The sequence below is a fragment of the Streptomyces durmitorensis genome (assembly GCF_023498005.1).
GTDB lineage: Bacteria > Actinomycetota > Actinomycetes > Streptomycetales > Streptomycetaceae > Streptomyces > Streptomyces durmitorensis.
Genome location: NZ_CP097289.1, coordinates 1,685,430 through 1,708,830, shown reverse-complemented (window position 1 = coordinate 1,708,830; position 23,401 = coordinate 1,685,430). Strand labels below are relative to the sequence as shown.

Annotated in this window: 20 protein-coding genes; 12 read left to right on the top strand and 8 right to left on the bottom strand. The window is 71.7% G+C overall.

The genetic code is table 11. From position 1 onward, the window contains the following. Positions 1–60 precede the first annotated feature (60 nt). Together M4V62_RS07900 and M4V62_RS07895 are read left to right on the top strand one after the other, a co-directional pair. Positions 61–951: a hypothetical protein gene (locus M4V62_RS07900; protein ID WP_249586515.1), complete on the top strand. Its 891-nt coding sequence runs from the start codon at positions 61–63 to the stop codon at positions 949–951. Continuing rightward, positions 951–3,392: a hypothetical protein gene (locus tag M4V62_RS07895; RefSeq protein WP_249586514.1), complete on the top strand. Its 2,442-nt coding sequence runs from the start codon at positions 951–953 to the stop codon at positions 3,390–3,392. The genes M4V62_RS07900 and M4V62_RS07895 overlap by 1 nt, the downstream gene beginning before the upstream one ends. Positions 3,393–3,446: 54 nt before the next feature. Here the strand turns inward: M4V62_RS07895 and M4V62_RS07890 are convergent, their stop codons facing one another. From M4V62_RS07890 to M4V62_RS07875, 4 genes are all read right to left on the bottom strand, one after another. Beyond that, complete coding sequence (locus M4V62_RS07890) at positions 3,447–4,418, bottom strand: acyl-ACP desaturase (protein ID WP_249586513.1); 972 nt, start codon at positions 4,416–4,418, stop codon at positions 3,447–3,449. 182 nt (positions 4,419–4,600) lie between these two features. After that, positions 4,601–5,377 (bottom strand): dimethylargininase, encoded by a 777-nt coding sequence (ddaH, locus tag M4V62_RS07885; protein WP_249586512.1) that lies wholly within the window; start codon positions 5,375–5,377, stop codon positions 4,601–4,603. 75 nt (positions 5,378–5,452) lie between these two features. After that, the gene (locus M4V62_RS07880) at positions 5,453–7,744 is read right to left on the bottom strand and encodes an ATP-binding cassette domain-containing protein (protein WP_249586511.1); all 2,292 of its coding nucleotides are present in this window, start codon (positions 7,742–7,744) and stop codon (positions 5,453–5,455) included. A gap of 10 nt (positions 7,745–7,754) precedes the next feature. Then, positions 7,755–9,386, bottom strand: coding sequence for an ABC-F family ATP-binding cassette domain-containing protein (locus M4V62_RS07875; RefSeq protein WP_249586510.1), 1,632 nt, complete (start codon positions 9,384–9,386; stop codon positions 7,755–7,757). A 312-nt stretch (positions 9,387–9,698) separates the two neighbouring features. On the opposite strand from M4V62_RS07875, the gene M4V62_RS07870 reads away from it, so the two are divergent. Then, the gene (locus M4V62_RS07870; protein ID WP_249586509.1) at positions 9,699–10,391 is read left to right on the top strand and encodes a GOLPH3/VPS74 family protein; all 693 of its coding nucleotides are present in this window, start codon (positions 9,699–9,701) and stop codon (positions 10,389–10,391) included. 62 nt (positions 10,392–10,453) lie between these two features. Here M4V62_RS07870 and ssgD read toward each other — a convergent pair whose 3' ends face one another. After that, positions 10,454–10,870 carry a spore wall synthesis regulator SsgD gene (gene ssgD / locus M4V62_RS07865; RefSeq protein WP_249586508.1) on the bottom strand — a complete coding sequence of 139 codons (417 nt, stop codon included), beginning with the start codon at positions 10,868–10,870 and terminating at the stop codon, positions 10,454–10,456. A 170-nt stretch (positions 10,871–11,040) separates the two neighbouring features. On the opposite strand from ssgD, the gene M4V62_RS07860 reads away from it, so the two are divergent. Continuing rightward, entirely contained in the window at positions 11,041–12,165 is a 1,125-nt protein-coding gene (locus M4V62_RS07860) for a WD40/YVTN/BNR-like repeat-containing protein (RefSeq protein ID WP_249586507.1), read from the top strand. Between the two features lie 20 nt (positions 12,166–12,185). Here the strand turns inward: M4V62_RS07860 and M4V62_RS07855 are convergent, their stop codons facing one another. Then, a complete protein-coding gene (locus tag M4V62_RS07855; protein WP_249586506.1) occupies positions 12,186–12,482 on the bottom strand; it encodes a YciI family protein in 297 nt (98 codons plus the stop codon). A 223-nt stretch (positions 12,483–12,705) separates the two neighbouring features. Between M4V62_RS07855 and M4V62_RS07850 the strand changes: the two genes are divergently transcribed. Further along, the gene (locus tag M4V62_RS07850; RefSeq protein WP_249586505.1) at positions 12,706–13,458 is read left to right on the top strand and encodes an endonuclease V; all 753 of its coding nucleotides are present in this window, start codon (positions 12,706–12,708) and stop codon (positions 13,456–13,458) included. Here M4V62_RS07850 and M4V62_RS07845 read toward each other — a convergent pair. Beyond that, entirely contained in the window at positions 13,430–14,647 is a 1,218-nt protein-coding gene (locus M4V62_RS07845) for a saccharopine dehydrogenase family protein (RefSeq protein WP_249586504.1), read from the bottom strand. The two genes, M4V62_RS07850 and M4V62_RS07845, sit on opposite strands and share 29 nt — an antisense overlap. 84 nt (positions 14,648–14,731) lie before the next feature. Here M4V62_RS07845 and M4V62_RS07840 point away from each other — a divergent pair, with 84 nt between their 5' ends. After that, positions 14,732–15,118, top strand: a complete 387-nt coding sequence (locus tag M4V62_RS07840) for an MmcQ/YjbR family DNA-binding protein (protein WP_249586503.1) — start codon at positions 14,732–14,734, stop codon at positions 15,116–15,118. Positions 15,119–15,139: 21 nt separating this feature from the next. Here the strand turns inward: M4V62_RS07840 and M4V62_RS07835 are convergent, their stop codons facing one another. After that, positions 15,140–15,361 carry a 2-thiouracil desulfurase family protein gene (locus tag M4V62_RS07835; RefSeq protein ID WP_249586502.1) on the bottom strand — a complete coding sequence of 74 codons (222 nt, stop codon included), beginning with the start codon at positions 15,359–15,361 and terminating at the stop codon, positions 15,140–15,142. Between the two features lie 134 nt (positions 15,362–15,495). Here M4V62_RS07835 and M4V62_RS07830 point away from each other — a divergent pair, with 134 nt between their 5' ends. From M4V62_RS07830 to M4V62_RS07805, 6 genes are all read left to right on the top strand, one after another. Continuing rightward, the gene (locus M4V62_RS07830; protein ID WP_249586501.1) at positions 15,496–16,644 is read left to right on the top strand and encodes a CaiB/BaiF CoA transferase family protein; all 1,149 of its coding nucleotides are present in this window, start codon (positions 15,496–15,498) and stop codon (positions 16,642–16,644) included. Continuing rightward, the gene (locus M4V62_RS07825) at positions 16,644–17,669 is read left to right on the top strand and encodes an LLM class F420-dependent oxidoreductase (protein WP_249586500.1); all 1,026 of its coding nucleotides are present in this window, start codon (positions 16,644–16,646) and stop codon (positions 17,667–17,669) included. Before M4V62_RS07830 ends, M4V62_RS07825 begins: the two co-directional genes overlap by 1 nt. Before the next feature lie 18 nt (positions 17,670–17,687). Further along, positions 17,688–18,830 carry an acyl-CoA dehydrogenase family protein gene (locus M4V62_RS07820; protein WP_249586499.1) on the top strand — a complete coding sequence of 381 codons (1,143 nt, stop codon included), beginning with the start codon at positions 17,688–17,690 and terminating at the stop codon, positions 18,828–18,830. 48 nt (positions 18,831–18,878) lie between these two features. Next, positions 18,879–20,099: an acetyl-CoA C-acetyltransferase gene (locus M4V62_RS07815; protein WP_249586498.1), complete on the top strand. Its 1,221-nt coding sequence runs from the start codon at positions 18,879–18,881 to the stop codon at positions 20,097–20,099. Positions 20,100–20,358: 259 nt separating this feature from the next. Then, complete coding sequence (locus tag M4V62_RS07810; RefSeq protein ID WP_249586497.1) at positions 20,359–22,533, top strand: 3-hydroxyacyl-CoA dehydrogenase NAD-binding domain-containing protein; 2,175 nt, start codon at positions 20,359–20,361, stop codon at positions 22,531–22,533. Positions 22,534–22,684: 151 nt separating this feature from the next. After that, entirely contained in the window at positions 22,685–23,377 is a 693-nt protein-coding gene (locus M4V62_RS07805) for a hypothetical protein (RefSeq protein WP_249586496.1), read from the top strand. Positions 23,378–23,401: the final 24 nt, after the last annotated feature.

Below are 23,401 nucleotides of genomic sequence, written 5' to 3'. Positions count from 1 at the left end.
CTTCTCGGCAGCTCGGTAATCCGCTGTCCCCGAGCCGGTACCGCCGGGCAGAATCCGCGCATGGCTCTGCCCGAGAAGACCGCCGCCCGCTATCTGCTCTCCGATCTCGACCCCCTGCCGTATCCCCGGCGGATGCGGGAGATCGCCGAGAGTGCCCGGGACTTCGCGGGGCGCGGCGCGCTGCGCACCGTCCTGGAGGAGCTGGAGAGCGGCGGCCCGTACGAGCGCGGGGTGGCCGTCGTGCTGGCCTGCGCCGGCGGGGACACCGAGTGGACCGCGGCCCGGCTCGCCGACCCCGACCCCTTCGTGCGCGGCCACGCCCTGCGGGCCGCGCGGAGCCACGGGGTGCCGGACGCCGCGTTCGAGGCCGCGCTCCACGACGCTCCCGAGGCGGTGCGGCGGCAGTTGCTGCGTGCGATCGTCGCCGGGCGCCGCACCGCACTCGCCGACCGCGTCATCGGCCCGCTGCGGCGCGAGTGGGGCGACGTGGAGGCGGCCAGGCTGCTGCCTGGCTGCTCCGAGCCGGTCGTGCGGCGGCTGCTGCCGGAGCTCTTCCATTCCGTGCGCGGGTGGCGGCCGTTGGCGAGGCGGCACGCGGACGCGCTGCTCGACGTGGCGGCGCGCGAGCTCGGCGCGCTGCCCGATGCGCTGCGGGACGGGTGGTGGCAGCGGTACGCGGCGGGCGTCGCGGCGGCCACGGAGTCGGAGCCGGTCCGGGTGCTCGACCTGCTCGACCGGTTCGCGCCCAGCGTGTTTCCCCATCAACTCCGTTTTCGTCTAGGTGTGTTGGCCGACGCGGCACCGGGGCGGGTCCTGACGATCCTGTGCGGGACCTGGGGGTGGCCGCTGCGGCGCAGCGGTGCGCTCACCCCGTCCGTGCTGTACAAGCTCGCCCGCTCGGGCGCTCCCGAACTCCCGTCGCCGACGACTCCGCCGAACTCGCCCGGCTGATGCTCGCGCACGCGCCCGCTGAGCGTGCCGCCGTGCACGCGCGGGCCGTCGAGGGGCGCGGCGCGGGGTTCGGCACCGTCGACGGGGCCGTCCTGGACGCGCTGCCCCGCAGCGCCGTGGCCGACGAGGCGCGGCGGACGGCCGAGCGGGTCAAGGAGCGTGGCGGGCAGTGGAGTTCCGTGCTGCTCGCCGAGTCCTTCCTGCCGTGCGCGCAGGTGCGCGACCGTCTGGTGGCGGCGACCCGGCGGCCCGCCGCCGACGACCGCGCCGAGGCGTGGCCGCTGCTCGTCCGCAACGCCGCACGCTCCGGCGAACCGGCCCAAGTCACCGCTGTCCTCGAAGAGATGACCCGGCTCGCGAACGAGCAGGACCCGGTGCGGGCCGCCGCCCTGTCCGCGCTCGCCGAGACCCGGCCCGCCCTCTTCGGTGCCGACGCCGAACCGTTCCTGGACCGGATCTCGGTGGACGCCGTCGCGGCCCGCGACTCCTCGCACGGCACCCGCGGCAGCCTCAGCCGCCTGGCCGTCGCCGTACTGCGCGAGCACGCGGCAGGCGGACAGCGGGAGTTGGTGAACTGGGCGCTGCGCACGCTCGTCCGGATCTCCGGCAACACCGGCGGCGCCGACCTCGGGCGCCTGGACCACACCCTGCGCCGCGGCCAGGAACACGACGTGTTCGACGCGCTGCGCCCCTGGATCGAGGCGGGAGCCGAGAAGTCCGACTACAGCCTCGCCTTCGCGCTGGCCCGCGCGGTCGGCCGCCGGGCCGCCGGCATGGCGGAGCTGCAGGAACTCCTGTGGCAGGCCATCCGGTTCGGCAGCAACGCGACCGTGTCCAGGGCGATCGACCTGTGGCTCGAGCCGCCCGCGACCCGCGACGAACGCGTCGCCCGTGTCCTGGCACAGGAGCCGTCGGCGGGCGCGCTCGTCCCGGTCCGCTCCCTGCTGTGCGCACGCCGCACGGACCTGCTCGATCAACTCCTGTCCGGCACACCTCCGTACGGGCGGTTCCTGACCAAGGGCGCGCCGTGGACGGTGGACGCCTACGCCTGGCAGATCAGCCGCTGGCTTCCTCGCCAACAGGAGGCACTGGCACGGCAGTTGGAGCAGGCCGCCGGTGACGCGGGTCTTCCGCTGTGGAACCGCGCCGCGGCGATCGCGCGCGGTGCGGCCGTGCCCGGCGCGGGGGAGGAGCTCGTCCGCCGCTGGACCGGATCGCCCGACACCGTGCTCGCCGAGGCGGCCCTCGGCGCGCTCGCCCACATCGCGCGGCCCGGGGACGCGCTGCCCGAGCTGCTCGCGCACGCGGGAGGCGAGCGGGCGCGGGTCGCGGTGTACGCGGCGACGCAGGCGTCACGGCATGTCCCGCCGTCCCGGCTCGCGGTGCTGCTGCGGGAGGTCCTGTGCGGCCCCGGCAAGAAGGTGACGAGCCGCAAGGAGGCCGCGCGGCTCGCAGCTGTGCGGCTGCCCGCGTCCGAGGCGGCGGCGCTGCTCGGCGACGCCTACGAGTCGCCGGACGCCCACCGCGACGTACGGGCGGCGTGTGTCGCCTTCGCGGGCGGGCTGCTCGGCGAGGAGCGGGTGTGGGGGCTGCTGCGGGACGCGGCCGGGGGCGATGCGGTGCTGCGGACGGCTGTGCTGCGGGTGCGGCCGCTGGATCTGGCGCAGGGGCATCGGGAGCGGTACGCGCGTCTCGTGCGCGAGGCGGTGGGCACGGAGGACGACGAGGCCGCGGCCCTCGCGCTCGCCGCCCTCGCGCGGTGGGCCCCTTGGTCGCCGGACGCGGCCTCGGTGCTCGCGGACGCGGTGGCGGATCTCGTCCGCCGGTCGACGTGGCAGGTGGCGGCGCGGGGGCTCGTGACGGCCGCGGCGAACGCGCCGCGCGGGGACGAGGCGTTGTGCGGGGCCCTCGCGGCGCTTGCGGGGGCCGATGGGGTCACGTCACCGGACCGGGATCTGCCCGCGCGGCGGCGGATCGAGTATCTGGCGCAGACGCTGGCCGATGCGGGCGAGGTGTACCGGGGCGCTGCCCTGCGGGCAGGCGGGCTGCTCGCCGGGTACGGGGATTTCGTGCCGCAGGCCGCCGAGGTGCTGGCCGGGGCGGTGGCGCTGGACGCCGGGCCCGCCGCGGTGGGGGAGGCGCTGTTGCGGCTCGCCGGGCTGCACGAGGGGCGCCCCGCGCTCGCGGTGCGGACCGCGGCGACGCTGGGGGCGCGCCTGGCTGACGCGGAGGGGGAGACGGCCCCGCTGCTGCCGGTGGCGCGCCGCCTCGCCGAGGAGGGCGGCCACGCGTCCGGTCTCTTCGCCGTGGCGGCGGTGGAATCCCTCGGGGAGCGGATGGACTGGCCGGCTCCGTGGCGGGACCTGCTGGCCCGCCTACGGGCCCACCGCGTCCCGGACGTCCGGGACGCGGCGCTGGGTGTGTGCACGTCGTACGAGTAGTGCTCCGCCGCTTCGCGGCGGATGCTTCCCACCCGCCCGACTACCTCGGAGGGGCTACTTGCCCCGAGCCGCCATCCGCGCCTTGCGAGCGGCCAGCTTCTCGTCGAACTTGCTGGCCTCGCTGTCGAGTCCGTTCATGTACAGACCGAGCTCTTCCTGGGCCTTCAGACCCTCGGGGCCGAGCCCACCGATCTCCATGACCTTGAGGTAGCGAAGGACGGGCTGGATCACGTCGTCGTGGTGGATGCGCATGTTGTAGATCTCGCCGATCGCCATCTGCGCGGCGGCCCGCTCGAAGCCGGGCATGCCGTGTCCGGGCATCCGGAAGTTGACGACGACATCGCGCACGGACTGCATCGTGAGGTCCGGGGCGAGTTCGAAGGCCGCGCCCAGGAGGTTGCGGTAGAAGACCATGTGCAGGTTCTCGTCGGTCGCGATGCGCGCCAGCATGCGGTCGCAGACGGGGTCGCCCGACTGGTGGCCGGTGTTGCGGTGCGAGACGCGGGTCGCGAGCTCCTGGAAGGCCACGTACGCGACCGAGTGCAGCATCGAGTGCCGGTTGTCCGACTCGAAGCCCTCGGCCATGTGCGCCATGCGGAACTGCTCGAGCTTGTCCGGGTCCACGGCGCGCGAGGCCAGGAGGTAGTCGCGCATCACGATGCCGTGGCGGCCCTCCTCGGCGGTCCAGCGGTGCACCCAGGTGCCCCAGGCGCCGTCGCGGCCGAAGAGGGACGCGATCTCGTGGTGGTAGCTGGGGAGGTTGTCCTCGGTCAGCAGGTTGACGACAAGGGCGATCTTGCCGATGTCGGTGACCTTGGACTGCTCGGGCTGCCAGGCCTCGCCGTCCTCGAAGTAGCCGGGGAAGTTCCGGGCGTCGGAGAACGGGACGTACTCGTGCGGCATCCAGTCCTTGGCCACCTTCAGATGGCGGTTGAGCTCCTTCTCGACCACTTCTTCCAGGGCGAACAGCAACCGGGCATCGGTCCAGTCGTCCGTGCTGCCGAGATGAGGAGAGGTGATCGTCACGGGGGCTCCAGGGGGACGGGAGTTTTTTTACGGACTACGTGCGTAGGGGTTACGTGGTAGCACGAGCGGGTGCTACCTACCTACGGTGTCGTAGGTTACGTTGCCGTAGGTTAAGCCCTCCGTAAAGTGCTTGCGGCGGCGGGGCTCATGTGCCCCTCGCGCCCCACCCGCTCCAGGACTGGTCACGCGTACAGCTCCCTCAGCCGCACTGAGAGGCATGTCACACAGCCTTCGAGCTTCTCGAACTCGCTGATGTCCACCATCACGGGGTCGAAACCGAGGTCCGCGAGCAGCTCCGCGCTCTTCGGCGCGCTCGCCGCCATCAGCAGCTTCGCGCCGCCGAGCAGCACCACGTGGGCCCCGGACTCCTCGGGCACCGGCAGGAAGCGCGGGAAGAGCGAGGGCGTGTCCACCAGCGGCGGGTAGCCGATGACCGTGCCGTCCGGCAGCGCCGTCACCGCCGACTTCAGATGCAGGACCTTGGCCACGGGTACGGCCACGACCCGCGCCCCGAGCGGTTCGAAGGCGGCCCGCAGCTGTCGTACCCCGGCGGCGTTCGTTCGCCCGCCCCGGCCCACGTAGATCGTGTCACCGACCTTGAGGATGTCGCCGCCGTCCAGCGTCCCCGGCTCCCACACCCAGTTCACGGAGGCGCCGAGCCGCGCCACCGCCTCCTCCACGCCCTCCGTCTCCGGCCGCCGGGACTCGGCGCCGGGACGGGCGATCAGTGCCACATTGCGGAAGACGACGACCGCGTCCTCGACGAAGACCGCGTCCGGGCAGTCGTCGGCGGGTTCCACCTCGACCGTCTCCCAGCCGTGCGCCCGCAGCGCGTCGGCGTACGCCTCCCACTGCTCAAGAGCGAGCCCCGCGTCGACCGGGGTCCGCTCGACGTGCGTGACCAGGCCTTCGGCGAGGCGCGGTCCTGGACGGCGGATCAGCGCTTTCTTGCTGGGCACGGGATGCTCTCCGTAGGGGTGGAGCGGCGGGGGCGCCCCCGCCCGGCGGGCGCCGGGCCGGGGTGTTGCCGCACATCATGCAGCGTGGGAGGGGTCCAGGCCCAGGTCTCGTCGCAGATGAGCGGCGGTGAACGAGCCGTCCGCGTCGAGCAGCTGCCCCGGCGTGCCCTCGAAGACGATCCGGCCGCCGTGCTTGCCGCCGTCGGGGCCGAGGTCGATCACCCAGTCCGCGTGCTTGACGACCTCCAGGTTGTGCTCGACGACGATCACGGTGTTCCCCGCGTCGACGAGCCGGTCCAGGAGGGCGAGCAGGCCGTCCACGTCCGCCATGTGCAGGCCGGTCGTCGGCTCGTCCAGGACGTACGTGGTGCCCGTCCGGTGCAGCTGCGTGGCGAGCTTGATGCGCTGGCGCTCGCCGCCCGACAGGGTGCTCAGCGGCTGCCCGAGCGTCAGGTAGGTGAGCCCCACGTCGTGCAGGGCCCGCAGCCTGCGGCGTACCGCCGTGTCGTCGACGGTGGCCAGGAAGTCCAGGGCGCGCTCGGCCGTCATGTCGAGCACGTCGGCGATGGAGCTGGAGCCGACGGTGAGCCGGAGCACCTCCTCCTTGAAGCGGCGCCCCTCGCACGCCTCGCAGGTCGTGGTCACCGGATCCATGAACGCCAGGTCGCTGTAGATGATCCCGCGGCCCTGGCAACTCTCGCACGCGCCACTGGAGTTGAAGCTGAACAGGCCCGCGTCCTGGCCGGTCTCCCGCGCGAAGAGCTTGCGCAGCGAGTCCATGATCCCGAGGTACGTCGCCGGGGTCGAACGGCCCGAGACGCCGATGCCCGACTGGTCGACGACCACGGCGTTCGGATGCTCGGCGACGAACGCCCCCGACACCAGCGTGCTCTTGCCCGAGCCCGCGACGCCCGTCACGGCGGTGAGCACCCCGGTCGGCACGCGCACGCTCACGTCCTTGAGGTTGTGCAGATCGGCGCCCTTGACCCAGCGCCCGCCGATGGCCTCACGCGGGCTCTCCTTGACGCCGGTGGAGCGGCGCAGGTGCCGGCCCGTGAGCGTGTCCGCGCGGCGCAGCTCGTCCGGTGTCCCCTCGAAGACGACCAGACCGCCGCCCGTGCCCGCCGTCGGACCCATGTCGACGACATGGTCCGCGACGGCGATCACGTCCGGGTCGTGCTCGACGACCAGGACGGTGTTGCCCTTGTCGCGCAGGCGCAGCAGCAGGTCGTTGAGCCGGCTCACGTCGCGCGGGTGCAGGCCGACGCTCGGCTCGTCGAAGATGTACGTCATGCCGGTCAGGCTGGAGCCGAGGTGCCGCACCGTCTTCAGGCGCTGGCCCTCGCCGCCGGAGAGCGTGGACGTCTCGCGGCCGAGGCTGAGGTAGCCGAGTCCGATCGCCTCGATCCGCTCCAGGGCGGCCACGGCAGCCGCCGCGATCGGGCCCGCCACCGGGTCGTCGATCCGCTCCAGGGCGGCGATGAGGTCGGTGACCTCCATGCGCGAGCAGTCGGCGATGTTCAGCCCGTCGATACGGGTGGCGAGCGCCGCCTCGTTGAGCCGCGCCCCGTCGCAGGCGTCGCACTCGCCCTCGACGAGGAAGCGCTGCACCAGGTCGCGCGTCTTCTGGGAGAGCGCGGAGAGGTCGCGGTTGAGGTAGAGCCGCTCGAAGCGGTCGGCGAGCCCTTCGTAGTCGATGTCCCGCGCGCCGCCGGTGTTGTCGACGTTGACCTTGCCGCCGCTCTTCCCGCCGCGCATGAGGAACTCCCGTTCCTCCTCGGTGAATTGCCCCACCGGCTTGTGCGTGTCCAGGTCGGGCGTGTTGGTGTACGTCTGGCCCTGCCAGGTCCCCACGGCGAACGGCGGGAAGAGGATCGCGCCGTCCGCCAGGGACTTGGCGGGGTCCAGGATGCGGTCGTAGTCGGGCCGTACCGTCTTGCCCAGGCCGTGGCACCGGGGGCACATGCCCGACGGGTCGTTGAACGAGTACGCGGTCGCGGGACCGGCACTCGGTGTGCCGTGCCGCGAGAACAGCACGCGCATCACCGAGTAGATGTCCGTCATCGTGCCCACCGTGGACCGGGAGTGGCCGCCGATCGGCCGCTGGTCGACGACGATCGCGGGCGAGAGCTCCTCGATGGTGTCCGCGTGCGGCCGCTCGTACTTCGGCAGCCGGTTGCGGACGAACCACGTGAAGGTCTCGTTCAGCTGGCGCTGCGACTCGACCGCGATCGTGTCGAACACGACCGACGACTTCCCCGACCCCGAGACGCCGGTGAAGACCGTGAGCCGGTCCTTCGGAATGCGCAGGTTCACCTCCTTGAGGTTGTTCTCACGGGCTCCGGTGATCGTGATGTATTGGTGCATACACCCGAAGCTAGCCAAAATACCCGACAGCTTCTGTCGTGATTTCTTTCATTTCTCCATCGAGAAGCAGCCAGCGTGTGATGCCGATCGACTCCAGGAACGGCACGTCGTGACTGGCCACGATCAGCGCTCCCTCGTACGACTCCAGGGCCGTGGCCAGCTGTTTCACGCTCGCCATGTCGAGGTTGTTCGTCGGCTCGTCGAGCATCAGGAGCTGCGGCGCGGGCTCCGCGAGCAGCAGCGCGGCCAGCGCCGCCCGGAACCGTTCGCCGCCCGACAGGGTCGCCGCGGGCTGGTCGGCCCGTGCCCCCTTGAACAGGAAGCGGGCCAGGCGGGCCCGGATCCGGTTGTTGGTGGCGTCGGGCGCGAAGCGCGCCACGTTCTCGGCGACGGTCAGCGCCTCGTCGAGCACGTCGAGGCGCTGTGGCAGGAAACGCAGCGGGACGTGTGCGAGCGCCTCTCCCTCCACGGCCGCCAGCTCTCCGGCGATCGTCCGCAGGAGCGTGGTCTTGCCCGCGCCGTTGCGGCCGACCAGCGCGACCCGCTCGGGCCCGCGCAGCTCGAACTCGCCCTGCACGCGCGCGCCGTAGTGCAGCGTGAGCTCGCGCAGGGTGAGCACGGTGCGGCCCGGCGGGACCGCGGTGAACGGCAGGTCGACGCGGATCTCGTCGTCGTCCCGCACCGCCTCTACGGCGTCGTCGAGGCGCTCCTTCGCCTCGCTGAGTTTCTCCTCGTGCATGATGCGGTGCTTGCCGGCGGACACCTGGGCCTGGCGCTTGCGCTCGCCCATGACGACCTTCGGCTCGCGCTTGGTGTCCCACATCTTCTGGCCGTAGCGCTTGCGCCGGGCCAACTTGACGTGCGCATCGGACAGTTCGCGCTTCTGCTTCTTCAGATCGGACTCGGCGACGCGCACCATGCGCTCCGCCGCCTCCTGTTCGGCGGCCAGCGCCTCCTCGTACGCGGTGAAGTTGCCTCCGTACCACGTGACCTCTCCGTCCCGCAGATCGGCGATCTGGTCGACCAGGTCGAGGAGTTCACGGTCGTGGCTGACCACGACCAGGACTCCGGACCAGGCGTCGACGGCCGCGTACAGGCGCCGACGGGCGTACAGGTCGAGGTTGTTGGTGGGTTCGTCGAGCAGGAGCACGTCGGGCCGGCGAAGGAGCAGCGCGGCGAGGCGCAGCAGCACGGACTCGCCGCCCGAGACCTCCCCGGTCGTCCGGTCGAGGCCGATGTGGCCGAGGCCGAGCTGGTCGAGGGTCGCCACGGCGCGCTCCTCGACGTCCCAGTCGTCGCCGACCGTCGTGAAGTGCTCCTCGGCCACGTCGCCCGCCTCGATGGCGTGCAGGGCGGCGCGAGCCGGCGCGATACCGAGGACCTCGTCGACGCGCAGACGCGTGTCGAGGGTGACGTTCTGCGGCAGGTACCCGATGTCCCCTGCGACGCGGACGCTGCCCTCGCTCGGCGTGAGCTCACCGGCGACGAGCTTCAACAGGGTTGACTTCCCTGATCCGTTGACGCCGATGAGCCCGGTCCTGCCGGGACCGAAGGCCACCTGGAGCCCGTCGAAGACATGGGTGCCGTCCGGCCAGTCGAAGCCGAGCGACGCGCAGGTGATGGAGGTGGGGGAAGTAGACATGGGGTCCTCGCGGTTGCGTGAGATGAAGCGCGGTCAGGGGCAACGCGTTTCGGGACACCGCGGGGTGCGACAAGAGGACGGGAGCAGCGTCGTCAAGGGAGGCGAGGGCAGAAAAATGGGCCCTGCGTCAGGCAGACGGCTCGTACGCCGAGGTCGCACGCTACGCACACGGACGAGCCGTGTGACGCGGTGACTCCAGACCTCAGACGAGCAACGTCCTACTCCTATCGGCGACAACAGAACCGCTATACACCGTAGGTTGCGACCTGAACGCTGTCAACGACTTATCGTGACCGCGAACAAGGAGGCCCCATGCCTTATGGCTCGCTCTCACTGCCGACCCGGATCTTCCTGCTCGCCTGGGACACCGGTCGGGACAGGATCACCGGCGCCCCCGACCTGCACTTCGCCGTGCGGGCCTGCGCGCTCGCGGAGCTGGCCCAGCGCGGACTCCTCTCGGACGTGGACGGCATCGCCACCCCGGTCTTCGGCGCACGCACCGGCGACCTGTCGCTCGACGGCGTCCTGGAGCTCATCGAGGAGTCACGGCCCCGCAGATGGCGCGGCTGGATCACGCACAAGGCCCGCGCCACGCAGGACGGCGTGCGCGACCAGCTGGTCTCCGAGGGCTATCTGCGGACGGAGCGCACCCGGGTCCTCGGGATCTTCCCCTCCCGGCGCTACGAGCTGGAGCGTGCCGGATACGTCGAGGTCCTGCACGCCGAGGCGCTCGCGGTCCTGCGCGGTCCGGTGCCGGTGTCCGAGGTTCCCGCGGGCGACGCGGCCCTGGTGGTGTGCGCGGCGACGGGCAAGCTGCGCGGCGTCATCTCGGGCAAGGAACGCAGGCAGTACAAGGAGCGGCTCGATGCGCTCACCGACCGCAGCGGGGCCCCGGCTCCCGAGCTGCCCGAGCTGATGCGGGGGCTGCGCAAGGCGCTGGCCTCGGCGGTGTCGTCGGCGGAGGCGGCAAGGGCGTCGTCCGGCGGCGGGGGCGGGGGCGGCTGACCCCATCACCGGATCCCGGCACCAGATCCCGGCCGGATCCCGGCACCGGGCTTCGGCTCAGCTCAGCAGGCGTCCCGCATCAGGTCGGCGAGGTCCTGGTCCAGGTCGACGTGCAGGTGCTCGTCGCCGACGGGCACCAGGGTCAGGGAACGGTGCAGGAAGCGGCGCAGTTCGCCGGTGCGGATGTGGACGATCGCCGTGCCCTCGGGCGCGTGGAACTCCACGACCGTGCGGTCGAAGCCGTACGGCCGGACGCGTACGTCGCCGTCGCCCACCGCCTGCTCCATGCCTTGGGCGAGCAGCTCGCGGGCGAAGGTCCAGTAGACCTCGATGCCCTCCAGGGTGGCGGGGGCGGGAAAACTCATCCGGACGGCGAACGGATCGCCCCGGTCGTAGTGCAGCGTCGCGGGGATGGACTGCATCCGCGGCGCGGCGGCGACGAGGCGGGCCTCTACGGCTTGCTCGATGCTGTTGGACAACGCCTGCTCCCTCACTACAGCTGGACGACTCGGGTCGGCACTTGGATAGACGTCGGAATGACGGAATCCGTGCACGCGAACACCGAGTGACCTCGGTCACCGCGCGCTCTTCACCGTCTTCACAGAATTCCCGGAAGGAATCCTGCGTTCCGGTGGTAACTTCGCCCGCCATGAAGTCCTTGGGGAAGACGAGAGGGGCGCGGTCCGTGGGCCGTGCGGTGTCGGTGGGGCTGTGCGGGGTGGCTCTCGCCGCGACGGCGCTCACCGCGCCAGGGCTCGCCCAGGAGGCCTCAGCGGCCCCGGAGGGGCAGTCGCGGCACGGCGGTGGCTGGGATCTCAAGGACAGCGGCACCGACGCGCGCTTCCGCGGTCTCGCCGCCGTCAGCCGGAGCACCGCCTGGGTGGCCGGCGCGAAAGGCACCGTGCTGCGCACCTCGGACGGCGGGCGCAAGTGGCGCGAGGTCTCACCGCCCGGTGCCGAAGGGCTGGAGTTCCGTGACATCGAGGCCTTCGACGGCCGTCGCGCTGTGGTCCTCGCCATCGGTGAGGGCGAGGCGTCACGGGTCTTTCGCACGGCGGACGGCGGGGCGACCTGGACGGAGTCCTTCCGGAACACCGATCCCAAGGCCTTCTACGACTGCATGACCTTCTTCGACCGGAGCCACGGCCTGGCGATGAGCGACCCCGTGGACGGCAAGTACCGCATCCTGTCCACCGCCGACGGCGGCCGCTCCTGGAAGGTCCTGCCCAGCGACGGCATGCCCGCCGCCCAGGAGGGCGAGGCGGGCTTCGCCGCGAGCGGCCAGTGCCTGGTGAGCTCCGGCCCCCGCGACGTGTGGCTGGCCACGGGCGGAGCGGCACGCGCGCGTGTCCTGCACTCCGCCGACCGAGGCCGCACCTGGACGGCCACCGACGCGCCGATCCCGGCGGGCGCCCCGGCCCGCGGCGTCTTCGGCCTCGCCTTCCGTGACCGTACGCACGGCATCGCGGTCGGCGGCGACTACACCCCCGACCAGCCCTCCCCGAAGGCCGCGGCCACCACGGGCGACGGCGGCCGCACCTGGACCACGGCCGCCGAACCCCCGCCCGCCTACCGCTCCGGGGTGGCCTGGCTGCCCGGGAGCCGCCGGGGCGCGCTCGCGGTCGGGCCGACCGGCACGGACGTCACGTCGGACGGCGGGCGCACCTGGCGGACGGTCGACCCGGGGTCGTACGACACCGTGGACTGCACGCGGGACCGGGCCTGTTGGGCGTCCGGTGAGAAGGGCCGGATCGCGCGCTGGGAGGGGAAGTAGGGCCCGTCGCCGTCGGCGGGCTAGGGCAGCTGCTGCCGGTAAGGGGCGAGTTCGGGGGCCGTCTTCGTGGCGATGAACTCGGTGATGCGGTACTCGCAGACCTCCGCGCGTACGAACGGATCGCTCGCCGCGATCTCCTCGATCGCCGCACGGTCGTCGGCCACGGCGAGGATCACGCCGCCGTCGCGCGGGTTCTTGCGCCCGGAGGCGATGAAGACGCCCTGCGCGTACAACTGGTCGAGCCAGGCCACATGGGCCTCAAGCTCCTTGTCGACGGCGGACACGGGCGCGGTGTAGGTCAACTCGAGAACGAACATGATCGCGAGGCTACCGCCGGGCGTCGCCGGGCGTGGCCCGGGGCCGGGGCGTTCGCGCGGAGGAGACGAAGCCGGGCCGGAGGTCCGGGCGAGTGCGAGTGCGAGTCCGCGGCGGCCGGGCCGCTCACCGCCCACCGCCCACCGGAGCGGCCTGTCCGCTCCTGTCCGCTTTCGCGGGCGCACTCCGTGCCGGGACGGCGCAAGGCCTAGGCTTGCCCGCACGATGACGACGCACACCGCAACCCCCTCCCACGTCCCCGCCGACTGGCCCACGGACGAGCCGTCCGCCCGCGCCGTCCAGGACGGACTCCGCGCCCGGGTCGTGCTCGACGAAGAGGGGCCGCGGCCGGGGACGGGGCACGTCACGGGGGTCGACGTCGCCTACGACGACGAGCGCGACATCGTCGCCGCCGCGGTCGTCGTCCTGGACGCCGCCACACTCGGCGTCGTCGAGGAGGCGACCGCGGTGGGCCGCGTGGCCTTCCAGTACGTGCCGGGCCTGCTCGCCTTCCGCGAGATCCCCACCGTCCTCGCCGCCCTGGGGGCGCTCGAAGCCGATCCGGGCCTCGTCGTCTGCGACGGCTACGGCATCGCGCACCCCCGCCGGTTCGGCCTCGCGAGCCACCTCGGCGTCCTCACGGGACTCCCCACGATCGGCGTGGCCAAGAACCCCTTCACGTTCACGTACGAGGCGCCCGGCGCACCGCGGGGCAGCGCGGCCCCCCTGCTCGACGGAGCGGAGGAGATCGGCCGGGCCCTGCGCACCCGCGAGGACGTCAAGCCGGTCTTCGTCTCCGTCGGGCACCGCGTGAGCCTGGACAACGCCTGCGCCCACACGCTCCGCCTGACGCCGCGCTACCGCCTTCCGGAGTCGACGCGCCGCGCGGACGCCCTGTGCCGCGCGGCCCTGCGCGAGGCGACCGGCGCGGCACCTGGCCCAGCGGCGGCTACCGCGTCGCCGCCACCCGGAACCTGAGCCCCGCCGCCGTCAGCCGCGCGGTGAGCGCGTCGCCCATCGCCACGGCGGTGGTCAGCTGCCCGGCCACGTCCGGCAGGTCGTCGTCGACGGCCAGGCACAGCGCCGCCTCGGCCAGCATCTTCGCCGTCTCGTCGTACCCCGGGTCACCGCCCGAGACCTCGGTGAACACCCGCTTGCCGCCGCCCTCGCCGACGAACCGCACGGAGAACCAGCTCTCCGCACGCCGCTGCTCGCTCGGGCCCTCGCCGGGCTTCAGGCGCGACGACAACCACCGCCGTGCGGGCGGCAGTTGGGCCGCGGCCACCAGGCCGGTGACAGCCGCCGCGCCGCCGAGGGCGAACGGCAGGGTCTTGACCGCCGCGTAGTGCCGGTAGCGGAAATCGGGCCCGTAGCGCTCAAGGGCCCGCGCCGAGCGCTGCACCACCTGCGGGTCGATCGTCGGCAGGGGCAGGGCCCAGGCGCCGACCTCGCCCGCGTACCGGGGCGCGCTAGGCGGCGCGTACGCCTTGCGGTCCACCAGGCGCGGCTCGTGCCGCCGCCGGTCCCGCGCGGCGGACAGCATCTGCGGGCCGCGTGCGAACTGGGCGAGCGCGGAGGCGAACGTGCCCCCGGAGAAGGTCGCGTTGCTGCGCACGAACCCGTCGACGCGCAGCGGTACGCCCTCGGGGAGCTGTCGCACCGTGAAGTACGCGCCCAGGTCGTGCGGGACGGAGTCGAAGCCGCAGGAGTGCACGAGGCGTGCGCCCGTCTCCCGCGCGCGGGCGTCGTGCCGCACGTACACGAGGTCGACGAACTCCGGCTCACCGGTGAGGTCCACGTAGTCCGTGCCCGCGTCCGCGCACGCGGCGACGAGATCCTGGCCGTACGCGAGATAGGGGCCCACGGTCGTGGCCACCACGCGCGCGTGGCCGGCCATCTCCCGCAGGGACGCCACGTCCGCCACGTCCGCGCGGACGAGGGGGAGTTCCGCGCAGGCCGGATGGGCCTTCGCGAGCTTGTCCCGCAGCCGCTCCAGCTTCCCGGTGTCGCGCCCCGCGATCGCCCAGCGCAGCCCTTCGGGCGCGTGCGCGGCGAGGTACTCCGCGGTGAGCACACCGACGAAACCGGTCGCTCCGAAAAGGACGATGTCGTACGTGCGGTCCTCCGCACGCTCCTTGCCGTTGCCGTTGCCGTTCTGACTGGTCATGGCACCTCTCTGCCGTGCACCCCGCGCCGATGTCGGTGGCCGAGGCTAGCGTGAGGAGTCGGCGTTGTTACCAGGAGGTACCCCATGACTGTCTCGAAGAGTGCCCTGCGGACGTGGGAACGGGTGCGCGACTTCGCGCTCGGCATGCCGGGCGCCGCCGAGGAGTTCCCGTGGGGCGAGAGCGTCGCCAAGGTCAACAAGAAGGTGTTCGTCTTCCTCGGAATGGACGACGGCAGCTATCCCCTGGGCATCACCGTCAAGCTCACCGACGAGGCGGCGCACGCCCACGCCCTGACGGCGCCGGGCGCGGAACCCGCGGGGTACGGCCTGGGCAAGGCGGGCTGGGTGCGCGTCCCCCTGGAGGAGAAGGGCGCACCGGCCGCCGATCTGCTCTGCGACTGGGTCGAGGAGAGCTACCGCACGATCGCCACGAAGAAGCGCGTCGCGGAACTGGACGCCCGCGCCTCGTGATCCGTACGGAGCCGCCCGGCCTCACACCCCCGGCGCCGCCCGCGCGCTGATCCCGTTCCGCTGGAACAGTGCTGCGGTCACTCCGTCGCCCGCCACCACGAATGCGGCCGTCACATCCTGTCCCGTGTCGTCGACGACACGGGCCGTCCCGTCGAGCACGTCGTGTTCGGGTGACTCGTTGTCGCGGCCGTCGAACCGGCAGGGCACCCCGCGTAGACACGCGCTGACCAGTACGGAATCCATGACCGCAGGCTGGTCCCCGCACCGCCTGTCCCCGGATTTGTCTAAGCGCTTGCTTGCTAGGGTCTTGTGTTGAGTGGAACACGTTCTTAGCATCACTGGTGTTACATCAGTTGTGTCATAGCGCTGGGGGCTCAATGGCAGTGCCGGACAAGGGCGTTCGCGGACCGCTCGCCGGGGTGCGCGTGGTCGAGCTGGCGGGCATCGGGCCCGGCCCGTTCGCGGCCATGCTCCTCGCCGACCTCGGCGCCGACGTCGTGCGCGTCGACCGACCGGGCGGCGGCGGTCTCGCGATCAATCCCGAGTACGACGTCACCAACCGCAACAAACGCTCCGTGATCGTCGACCTCAAGGCGGCGGACGGCGCGGACCGCGTCCTCGACCTGGTCGCCCGCGCCGACGTCCTCATCGAGGGCTACCGCCCCGGCGTCGCCGAGCGCCTCGGCGTCGGGCCCGCGGACTGTCACGCCCGCAACCCGAGGCTCGTCTACGGACGGATGACCGGCTGGGGCCAGGAGGGCCCGCTCGCCCAGCGCGCCGGGCACGACATCGCGTACATCGCGATCACCGGCACCCTCGGCATGATCGGCAACCCCGGCGAGCCGCCCACCGTCCCCGCCAACCTCGTCGGCGACTACGCGGGCGGCTCCCTCTACCTCGTCGTCGGCATCCTCGCGGCCCTGCACCACGCGCGCGAGCACGGCAGCGGCCAGGTCGTGGACGCCGCGATCGTCGACGGCACCGCCCACCTCACGTCGATGATCCACGGCATGCTCGCGGCCGGCGGCTGGCAGGACCGGCGCGGCGCCAACCTCCTGGACGGCGGCTGCCCGTTCTACGGCAACTACGAAACGGCCGACGGCGGTTACATGGCCGTCGGCGCCCTTGAGCAGCAGTTCTACGACGAGTTCAGCGAACTGCTCGGCCTGACAGGACAGGCACCCGAGCGCAAGGACCTCGCCCGCTGGGGCGAGCTGCGCGAGGCGGTCGCCGCCCGCTTCAAGGCGCGGACGCGCGAGGAGTGGACGGCCGTCTTCGAAGGCTCCGACGCGTGCGTCGCGCCCGTGCTCTCGCTGTCCGAGGCCCCCGGCCACCCGCATCTCGCCGCCCGCGGCACCTTCGTCGACCACGGCGGCATCACCCAGCCCGCCCCCGCGCCCCGCTTCTCCGCGACCCCGACGGACGTCCGCAGCGGCCCCGCACAGCCCGGCGCGGACACCGAGGACGTGGCCCGCGACTGGGACGTACCGGCCCTGATGAGCATCCCCACGAAGGAAGACGACTGATGCAACTCTCCGCACCTCTCGCCTACGCGGGCGACCCGCGACAGGCCGCCGACGACGTGGCGGCCCTGGAGTCCGCCGGTCTGGACGCCGTCTGGGTGGCGGAGGCCTACGGCTTCGACTCGCCCACCATCATGGGCTACCTGGCCGCGCGCACCGAGCGTATGAAGATCGGCGCCGCGATCCTCAACGTCTACTCGCGCACCCCCGCCCTCATCGCCCAGACCGCCGCCGGACTCGACGCGATCTCCGGCGGCCGGGCGATCATCGGACTCGGCGCATCGGGCCCGCAGGTCGTCGAGGGCTGGCACGGAAAGCCGTACGACAAGCCCCTGGCCCGCACCCGCGAGGCGATCGAGCTGACCCGCCGCATCCTGCGCCGCGAGGTCATCGACCACCATGGCATCACGGACATGCCGCTGCCCGAGGAGAAGGGCGGCAAGCTGGGCAAGCCGCTGAAGATCCTCACCAAGCCGGTGCGTTCCGAAGTGCCGCTGTACGTCGCCTCCCTGGGCCCGGCCAACGTCCGCATGACCGCCGAGATCGCCGACGGCTGGCTGCCCACCCTGTTCATCCCGGAGAAGGCCCACCAGGTGTGGGGCGCTCCGCTCGCCGAGGGCAAGGAGAAGCGCGATCCGGCGCTCGGACCGTTGCAGACGGTCGCGGGCGGACTGCTCGCCATCGGTGACGACGCGGCGGCCGTACGGGATTTCGCCCGGCCCCAGATCGCCCTCTACGTAGGCGGCATGGGAGCGGTGGGGAAGAACTTCTACAACGACCTCGCGGTCGCGTACGGCTACGAGAAGGAAGCCAAGCTCATCCAGGAGCTGTATCTCTCGGGCAAGAAGAAGGAGGCCGAGGCCGCCGTCCCGGCCGAGTTCTGCGAGCTCATGTCGCTGTGCGGCCCGGAGAGCTACGTCCGCGAGCGCGTCGAGGCCTTCCGCGAGGCGGGCGTCGACATGCTCAACGTCATTCCCGTCGGCCCCGAGCCGGCCAAGTCGATCGAAACCGTCAAGGGCTGGCTCTAGGGCTCCAGGAGGCCGTACGTGAAGCGACAGATCTTTACCGCCGAACACGAGGCGTTCCGCGAGACCGTCCGCACCTTCCTGGCCAAGGAGGTGCTGCCCCACTACGAACAGTGGGAGAAGGACGGGATCGTCAGCCGTGACGCCTGGCGCGCCGCGGGCAAGCAGGGGCTGCTCGGGCTCGCCGTGCCCGAGGAGTACGGAGGCGGCGGGAACGACGACTTCCGCTACAGCGCCGTCCTCGCCGAGGAGTTCACGCGCGCGGGAGCCTCCGGGCTCGCACTCGGCCTGCACAACGACATCATCGGCCCGTACCTGACCTCCCTGGCCACCGAGGAGCAGAAGCGGCGCTGGCTGCCCGGCTTCTGCTCCGGCGAGACCATCACGGCCATCGCGATGACCGAGCCGGGCGCGGGCTCCGACCTCCAGGGCATCCGCACCACCGCCACGGACCAGGGCGATCACTGGCTGCTCAACGGCTCCAAGACGTTCATCTCGAACGGCATCCTGGCCGACCTCGTGGTCGTCGTCGCCAAGACATCCCCGGAGGGCGGCGCCAAGGGCCTGTCCCTCCTGGTCGTCGAGCGCGGCACGGACGGCTTCGAGCGGGGCCGCAACCTCGACAAGATCGGCCAGAAGGCCCAGGACACCGCCGAGCTGTTCTTCAACGACGTACGCGTCCCCAAGGAGAACCTCCTCGGCGACCTCGACGGCGCCTTCATCCACCTGATGACGAACCTCGCGCAGGAGCGCATGGGCATCGCCGTCGCGGGGATCGCCGCCGCCGAGCACCTCCTGGAGATCACCACGACGTACGTCAAGGAGCGCGAGGCCTTCGGGCGTCCGCTCTCCAAGCTCCAGCACATCCGCTTCGAGATCGCCGAGATGGCGACCGAGTGCGCGGTCACCCGTACGTTCCTCGACCGCTGCATCGTGGATCACTCGAACGGGGAACTCGACGCCGTGCACGCGTCGATGGCCAAGTGGTGGGCGACCGAGCTGCAAAAACGTGTCGCCGACCGCTGCCTGCAACTGCACGGAGGCTACGGCTACATGACCGAGTACCGCGTCGCCAAGGCCTTCACCGACGGCCGCATCCAGACGATCTACGGAGGTACGACCGAGATCATGAAGGAGATCATCGGCCGCTCCCTGCTCGCCTGAGCCCGCCCCCACCCTCCCCTTCACAGTTCTTTGCGAAAGGCTGCTGTCTTGACCACCGAAGCGTACGTATACGACGCGATCCGCACCCCGCGCGGACGCGGCAAGGCCAATGGCGCCCTGCACGGCACCAAGCCGATCGACCTGGTCGTCGGCCTGATCCACGAGATCCGGGCGCGCTTCCCCGACCTGGACCCGGCGGCCGTCGACGACATCGTCCTCGGCGTCGTGGGCCCCGTCGGCGACCAGGGCTCCGACATCGCGCGCATCGCGGCCATCGCCGCAGGGCTTCCGGACACCGTCGCGGGCGTCCAGGAGAACCGCTTCTGCGCCTCGGGTCTCGAAGCGGTCAACATGGCTGCGATGAAGGTGCGTTCGGGCTGGGAGGACCTGGTCCTGGCGGGCGGCGTCGAGTCGATGTCGCGCGTCCCGATGGCCTCGGACGGCGGCGCCTGGTTCGCGGACCCGATGACCAACTACGAGACGGGCTTCGTGCCGCAGGGCATCGGCGCCGACCTGATCGCCACCGTCGAGGGCTACTCGCGGCGCGACGTCGACGAGTACGCGGCCCTGTCCCAGGAGCGCGCCGCGGCCGCCTGGAAGGACAACCGCTTCGAGAAGTCCGTCGTGCCGGTGAAGGACCGCAGCGGTCTGGTCGTCCTGGACCACGACGAGTACATGCGCCCCGGCACCACCGCCGACTCGCTCGCCAAGCTGAAGCCGTCCTTCAAGGACATCGGCGACCTCGGCGGCTTCGACGCGGTGGCGCTCCAGAAGTACCACTGGGTCGAGAAGATCGACCACGTCCACCACGCGGGCAACTCCTCCGGCATCGTGGACGGCGCCGCGCTCGTGGCCATCGGCACCAAGGAGGTCGGCGAGCGGTACGGCCTCGCGCCGCGTGCCCGGATCGTCTCCGCGGCGGTCTCCGGCTCCGAGCCGACCATCATGCTCACCGGGCCCGCGCCTGCCGCGCGCAAGGCGCTCGCCAAGGCGGGTCTGACCATCGACGACATCGACCTCGTCGAGATCAACGAAGCGTTCGCGGCCGTGGTGCTGCGCTTCGTCAAGGACATGGGCCTGTCCTTGGACAAGGTCAACGTCAACGGCGGCGCGATTGCGTTGGGGCATCCCTTGGGCGCGACCGGGGCGATGATCCTGGGCACGCTGGTGGACGAGCTGGAGCGGCGTGACCTGCGGTACGGGCTCGCCACGTTGTGCGTCGGCGGAGGCATGGGTATCGCCACGATCGTGGAGCGGGTCTCCGGCTGAGCGCCGTAGGGGCTGTTGCCGTCGCCGACTGCGGGTGCCTCGTGGCTGGTCGCGCAGTTCCCCGCGCCCCTGAAGGCGTGCGGCTTCGCCGCTGCCTTCCCCGGTGCGCGCCCCTGAGATGGCGCACGCAGTGCGCATCTCAGGGGCGCGGGGAACTGCGCGATCAGCCCCCACCAGCGGTCAGCCGGTCACATCCCCTCAGCCACCCTCCCCGGATCCCGCCCCGCCCCCGCCCACAACAGACTTCACGGAGAACGTCATGACGCAAGAAAGCACCACCATCCGCTGGGAAATGGACGCCACCGGCATCCTCACCCTCGTCCTCGACGACCCCAACCAGTCCGCGAACACCATGAACCAGGGGTTCAAGGACTCCATCGCGGCGATCGCCGAGCGCGCGGAGGCCGAGAAGGACTCCATCCGCGGCATCATCTACACCTCCGCCAAGAAGACCTTCTTCGCGGGCGGTGACCTCAAGGACATGATGCAGGCGGGCCCCGAGAACGCGCAGGACGCGTTCGAGGCGGGCGTCGCCATCAAGGCCTCCCTGCGCCGCATCGAGACCCTGGGCAAGCCGGTCGTCGCCGCGATCAACGGCGCGGCCCTCGGCGGCGGTTACGAGATCGCCCTGGCCAGCCACCACCGCGTCGCGCTCGACGCGCCCGGATCCAAGATCGGCCTGCCCGAGGTCACCCTCGGCCTGCTCCCGGCGGGCGGCGGCGTGACCCGCACGGTGCGCCTCATGGGCATCGCGGACGCGCTCCTCAAGGTGCTCCTCCAGGGCACCCAGTACTCCCCGAAGCGCGCCCTGGAGAACGGCCTGATCCACGAAGTGGCCGCCACCCGCGAGGAGATGATCGAGAAGGCCCGCGCCTTCATCGACGCCAACCCCGAGTCGGCGCAGCCCTGGGACAAGCCCGGCTACCGCATCCCCGGCGGCACCCCGGCCAACCCGAAGTTCGCGGCGAACCTGCCCGCCTTCCCGGCCAACCTCAAGAAGCAGATCAACGGCGCCCCCTACCCGGCCCCGCGCAACATCCTCGCGGCCGCCGTCGAGGGCTCGCAGGTCGACTTCGAGACCGCGCTGACCATCGAGGCCCGGTACTTCACCGAGCTGGTCACCGGGCAGACCGCGAAGAACATGATCCAGGCGTTCTTCTTCGACCTCCAGGCCGTCAACTCCGGCGCCAACCGGCCCAAGGGCATCGAGCCGCGCCCGGTCCGCAAGGCCGCCGTGCTCGGCGCCGGGATGATGGGCGCGGGCATCGCCTACTCGTGCGCCCGCGCGGGCATCGAGGTCGTCCTGAAGGACGTCTCCGCCGAGGCCGCCGCCAAGGGCAAGGCCTACTCCGAGAAGCTGTGCGCCAAGGCGGTTCAGCGGGGGCGTACGACCCAGGAGAAGGCCGACGCGCTGCTCGCCCGCATCACGCCGACCGCCGACCCGCAGGACCTCGCGGGCTGCGACGCCGTGATCGAGGCCGTCTTCGAGGACACCTCGCTCAAGCACAAGGTGTTCCAGGAGATCCAGGACGTCATCGAGCCCGACGCGCTGCTGTGCTCCAACACCTCGACGCTGCCGATCACCCAGCTCGCCGAGGGCGTCACGCGGCCGGTCGACTTCATCGGCCTGCACTTCTTCTCGCCCGTCGACAAGATGCCGCTCGTCGAGATCATCAAGGGCGAGCGGACCGGGGACGAGGCCCTTGCGCGCGCCTTCGACCTCGTACGCCAGATCAGCAAGACGCCGATCGTCGTCAACGACTCGCGCGGCTTCTTCACCTCGCGCGTGATCGGGCACTTCATCAACGAAGGCGTCGCGATGGTCGGCGAGGGCATCGAGCCCGCGTCGATCGAGCAGGCGGCGGCCCAGGCGGGCTACCCGGCGAAGGTCCTCTCCCTGATGGACGAGCTGACCCTCACCCTGCCGCGCAAGATCCGCAACGAGACCAAGCGCGCCGTCGAGGAGGCAGGCGGCACCTGGGCCGGGCACCCCTCGGACTCCGTCATCGACCGCATGGTGGACGAGTTCGAGCGTCCCGGCAGGAGCGGGGGAGCGGGCTTCTACGACTACGTGGACGGCAAGCGCGCCGGCCTGTGGCCGGGCCTGCGCGAGCACTTCACCAAGGCGGGCACGGAGATCCCGTTCGAGGACATGCAGGAGCGCATGCTCTTCTCGGAGGCGCTCGACACCGTGCGCCTGGTGGAGGAGGGCGTCCTCACGTCCGTCGCGGACGCCAACATCGGTTCCATCTTCGGCATCGGCTTCCCCGGCTGGACCGGCGGCGTGCTCCAGTACATCAACGGCTACGAAGGCGGCCTGCCCGGGTTCGTGGCTCGCGCGCGCGAGCTGGCCGACCGCTACGGCGAGCGGTTCACGCCGCCCGCGCTGCTGGTCGAAAAGGCCGACAGGGGCGAGAAGTTCAGCGACAACTGACCTGAACTGACGTGCTCACCTGCGGTTCCGCCCTTGAGGGGGCGGAACCGGGGGCCTTCCTGCCGCGTCGTCGTATCCTGCCGTAGAGCATGATCACGACAAACGGAGGATGACCGCTGTGCGGTTGACAACTGGGGGAACGACGCGAGCAGTGGGCGTCGGGGTGCTGGTGCTCTCGCTGGCCCTGACGGGCTGCGGGGGAAAGAAGAAGAACAAGAAGCACAAGTCGGGTTCGGGCTCGTCGCACAGCCGCACCATCGGCGGCGCCACCGGCGGCGGCTCCGCCGCGAAGGGCGGCGGCTCGCTGAGCGGCGCCCAGGACGCCAAGGCGGTCCTGCCGCCCACCGACACCATGCCCGCCGCCCTGCGCAACGTCGGCACGGAGCTGCACAGCCGCGCCAAGGCGCCGTCCGTGTGCAAGGCCCCCGGCGGCAAGTGCAAGAACGCCGTCGCCAACGGCCAGGTCGGCTACCACAGCAACGACAAGGGCGAGGGCGCGAGTTACGACGTGATCGTGTACCGCGACGACAGGGCCGCCCAGCGCGCCTTCGCGGCCTGGGACAGCTACGTGCGCGACAACAAGCACGAGCTCAAGGTCGTCGACGGGCCGAAGCAGGGCGCCGACAGCGTCGCCTTCGGGTTCACGAGGCCCGCCGAGAAGAACACCCTGGAGATCGTCATCCTCCAGGGCAAGTACGTCGGCACGCTCAAGCTCCGGGACAACTCCGGTCCCGCGGAAGCCAGGCAGGACCTGGGTGTCCTCGCCGAGGTCTACGCCACGCGGCTGCTCCAGGCCACGCGGGACGAGGCGCCGAGCGCCACCGCGGCCAACGTCAAGGTGTAGCAAGGGTGTTGGGGGGGGGAGTGG

What these genes read in the sequence shown, in the direction of transcription:
- M4V62_RS07825 (WP_249586500.1), top strand. Translation starts at nt 16,644, where the DNA reads ATGCAACTCTCCGCACCTCTCGCCTACGCGGGCGACCCGCGACAGGCC.
- M4V62_RS07855 (WP_249586506.1), bottom strand. Translation starts at nt 12,482, where the DNA reads ATGTTCGTTCTCGAGTTGACCTACACCGCGCCCGTGTCCGCCGTCGAC.
- M4V62_RS07875 (WP_249586510.1), bottom strand. Translation starts at nt 9,386, where the DNA reads ATGTCTACTTCCCCCACCTCCATCACCTGCGCGTCGCTCGGCTTCGAC.
- M4V62_RS07850 (WP_249586505.1), top strand. Translation starts at nt 12,706, where the DNA reads ATGACGACGCACACCGCAACCCCCTCCCACGTCCCCGCCGACTGGCCC.
- M4V62_RS07860 (WP_249586507.1), top strand. Translation starts at nt 11,041, where the DNA reads ATGAAGTCCTTGGGGAAGACGAGAGGGGCGCGGTCCGTGGGCCGTGCG.
- M4V62_RS07900 (WP_249586515.1), top strand. Translation starts at nt 61, where the DNA reads ATGGCTCTGCCCGAGAAGACCGCCGCCCGCTATCTGCTCTCCGATCTC.
- M4V62_RS07870 (WP_249586509.1), top strand. Translation starts at nt 9,699, where the DNA reads ATGCCTTATGGCTCGCTCTCACTGCCGACCCGGATCTTCCTGCTCGCC.
- M4V62_RS07880 (WP_249586511.1), bottom strand. Translation starts at nt 7,744, where the DNA reads ATGCACCAATACATCACGATCACCGGAGCCCGTGAGAACAACCTCAAG.
- M4V62_RS07895 (WP_249586514.1), top strand. Translation starts at nt 951, where the DNA reads ATGCTCGCGCACGCGCCCGCTGAGCGTGCCGCCGTGCACGCGCGGGCC.
- M4V62_RS07845 (WP_249586504.1), bottom strand. Translation starts at nt 14,647, where the DNA reads ATGACCAGTCAGAACGGCAACGGCAACGGCAAGGAGCGTGCGGAGGAC.
- M4V62_RS07810 (WP_249586497.1), top strand. Translation starts at nt 20,359, where the DNA reads ATGACGCAAGAAAGCACCACCATCCGCTGGGAAATGGACGCCACCGGC.
- M4V62_RS07840 (WP_249586503.1), top strand. Translation starts at nt 14,732, where the DNA reads ATGACTGTCTCGAAGAGTGCCCTGCGGACGTGGGAACGGGTGCGCGAC.
- M4V62_RS07830 (WP_249586501.1), top strand. Translation starts at nt 15,496, where the DNA reads ATGGCAGTGCCGGACAAGGGCGTTCGCGGACCGCTCGCCGGGGTGCGC.
- M4V62_RS07835 (WP_249586502.1), bottom strand. Translation starts at nt 15,361, where the DNA reads ATGGATTCCGTACTGGTCAGCGCGTGTCTACGCGGGGTGCCCTGCCGG.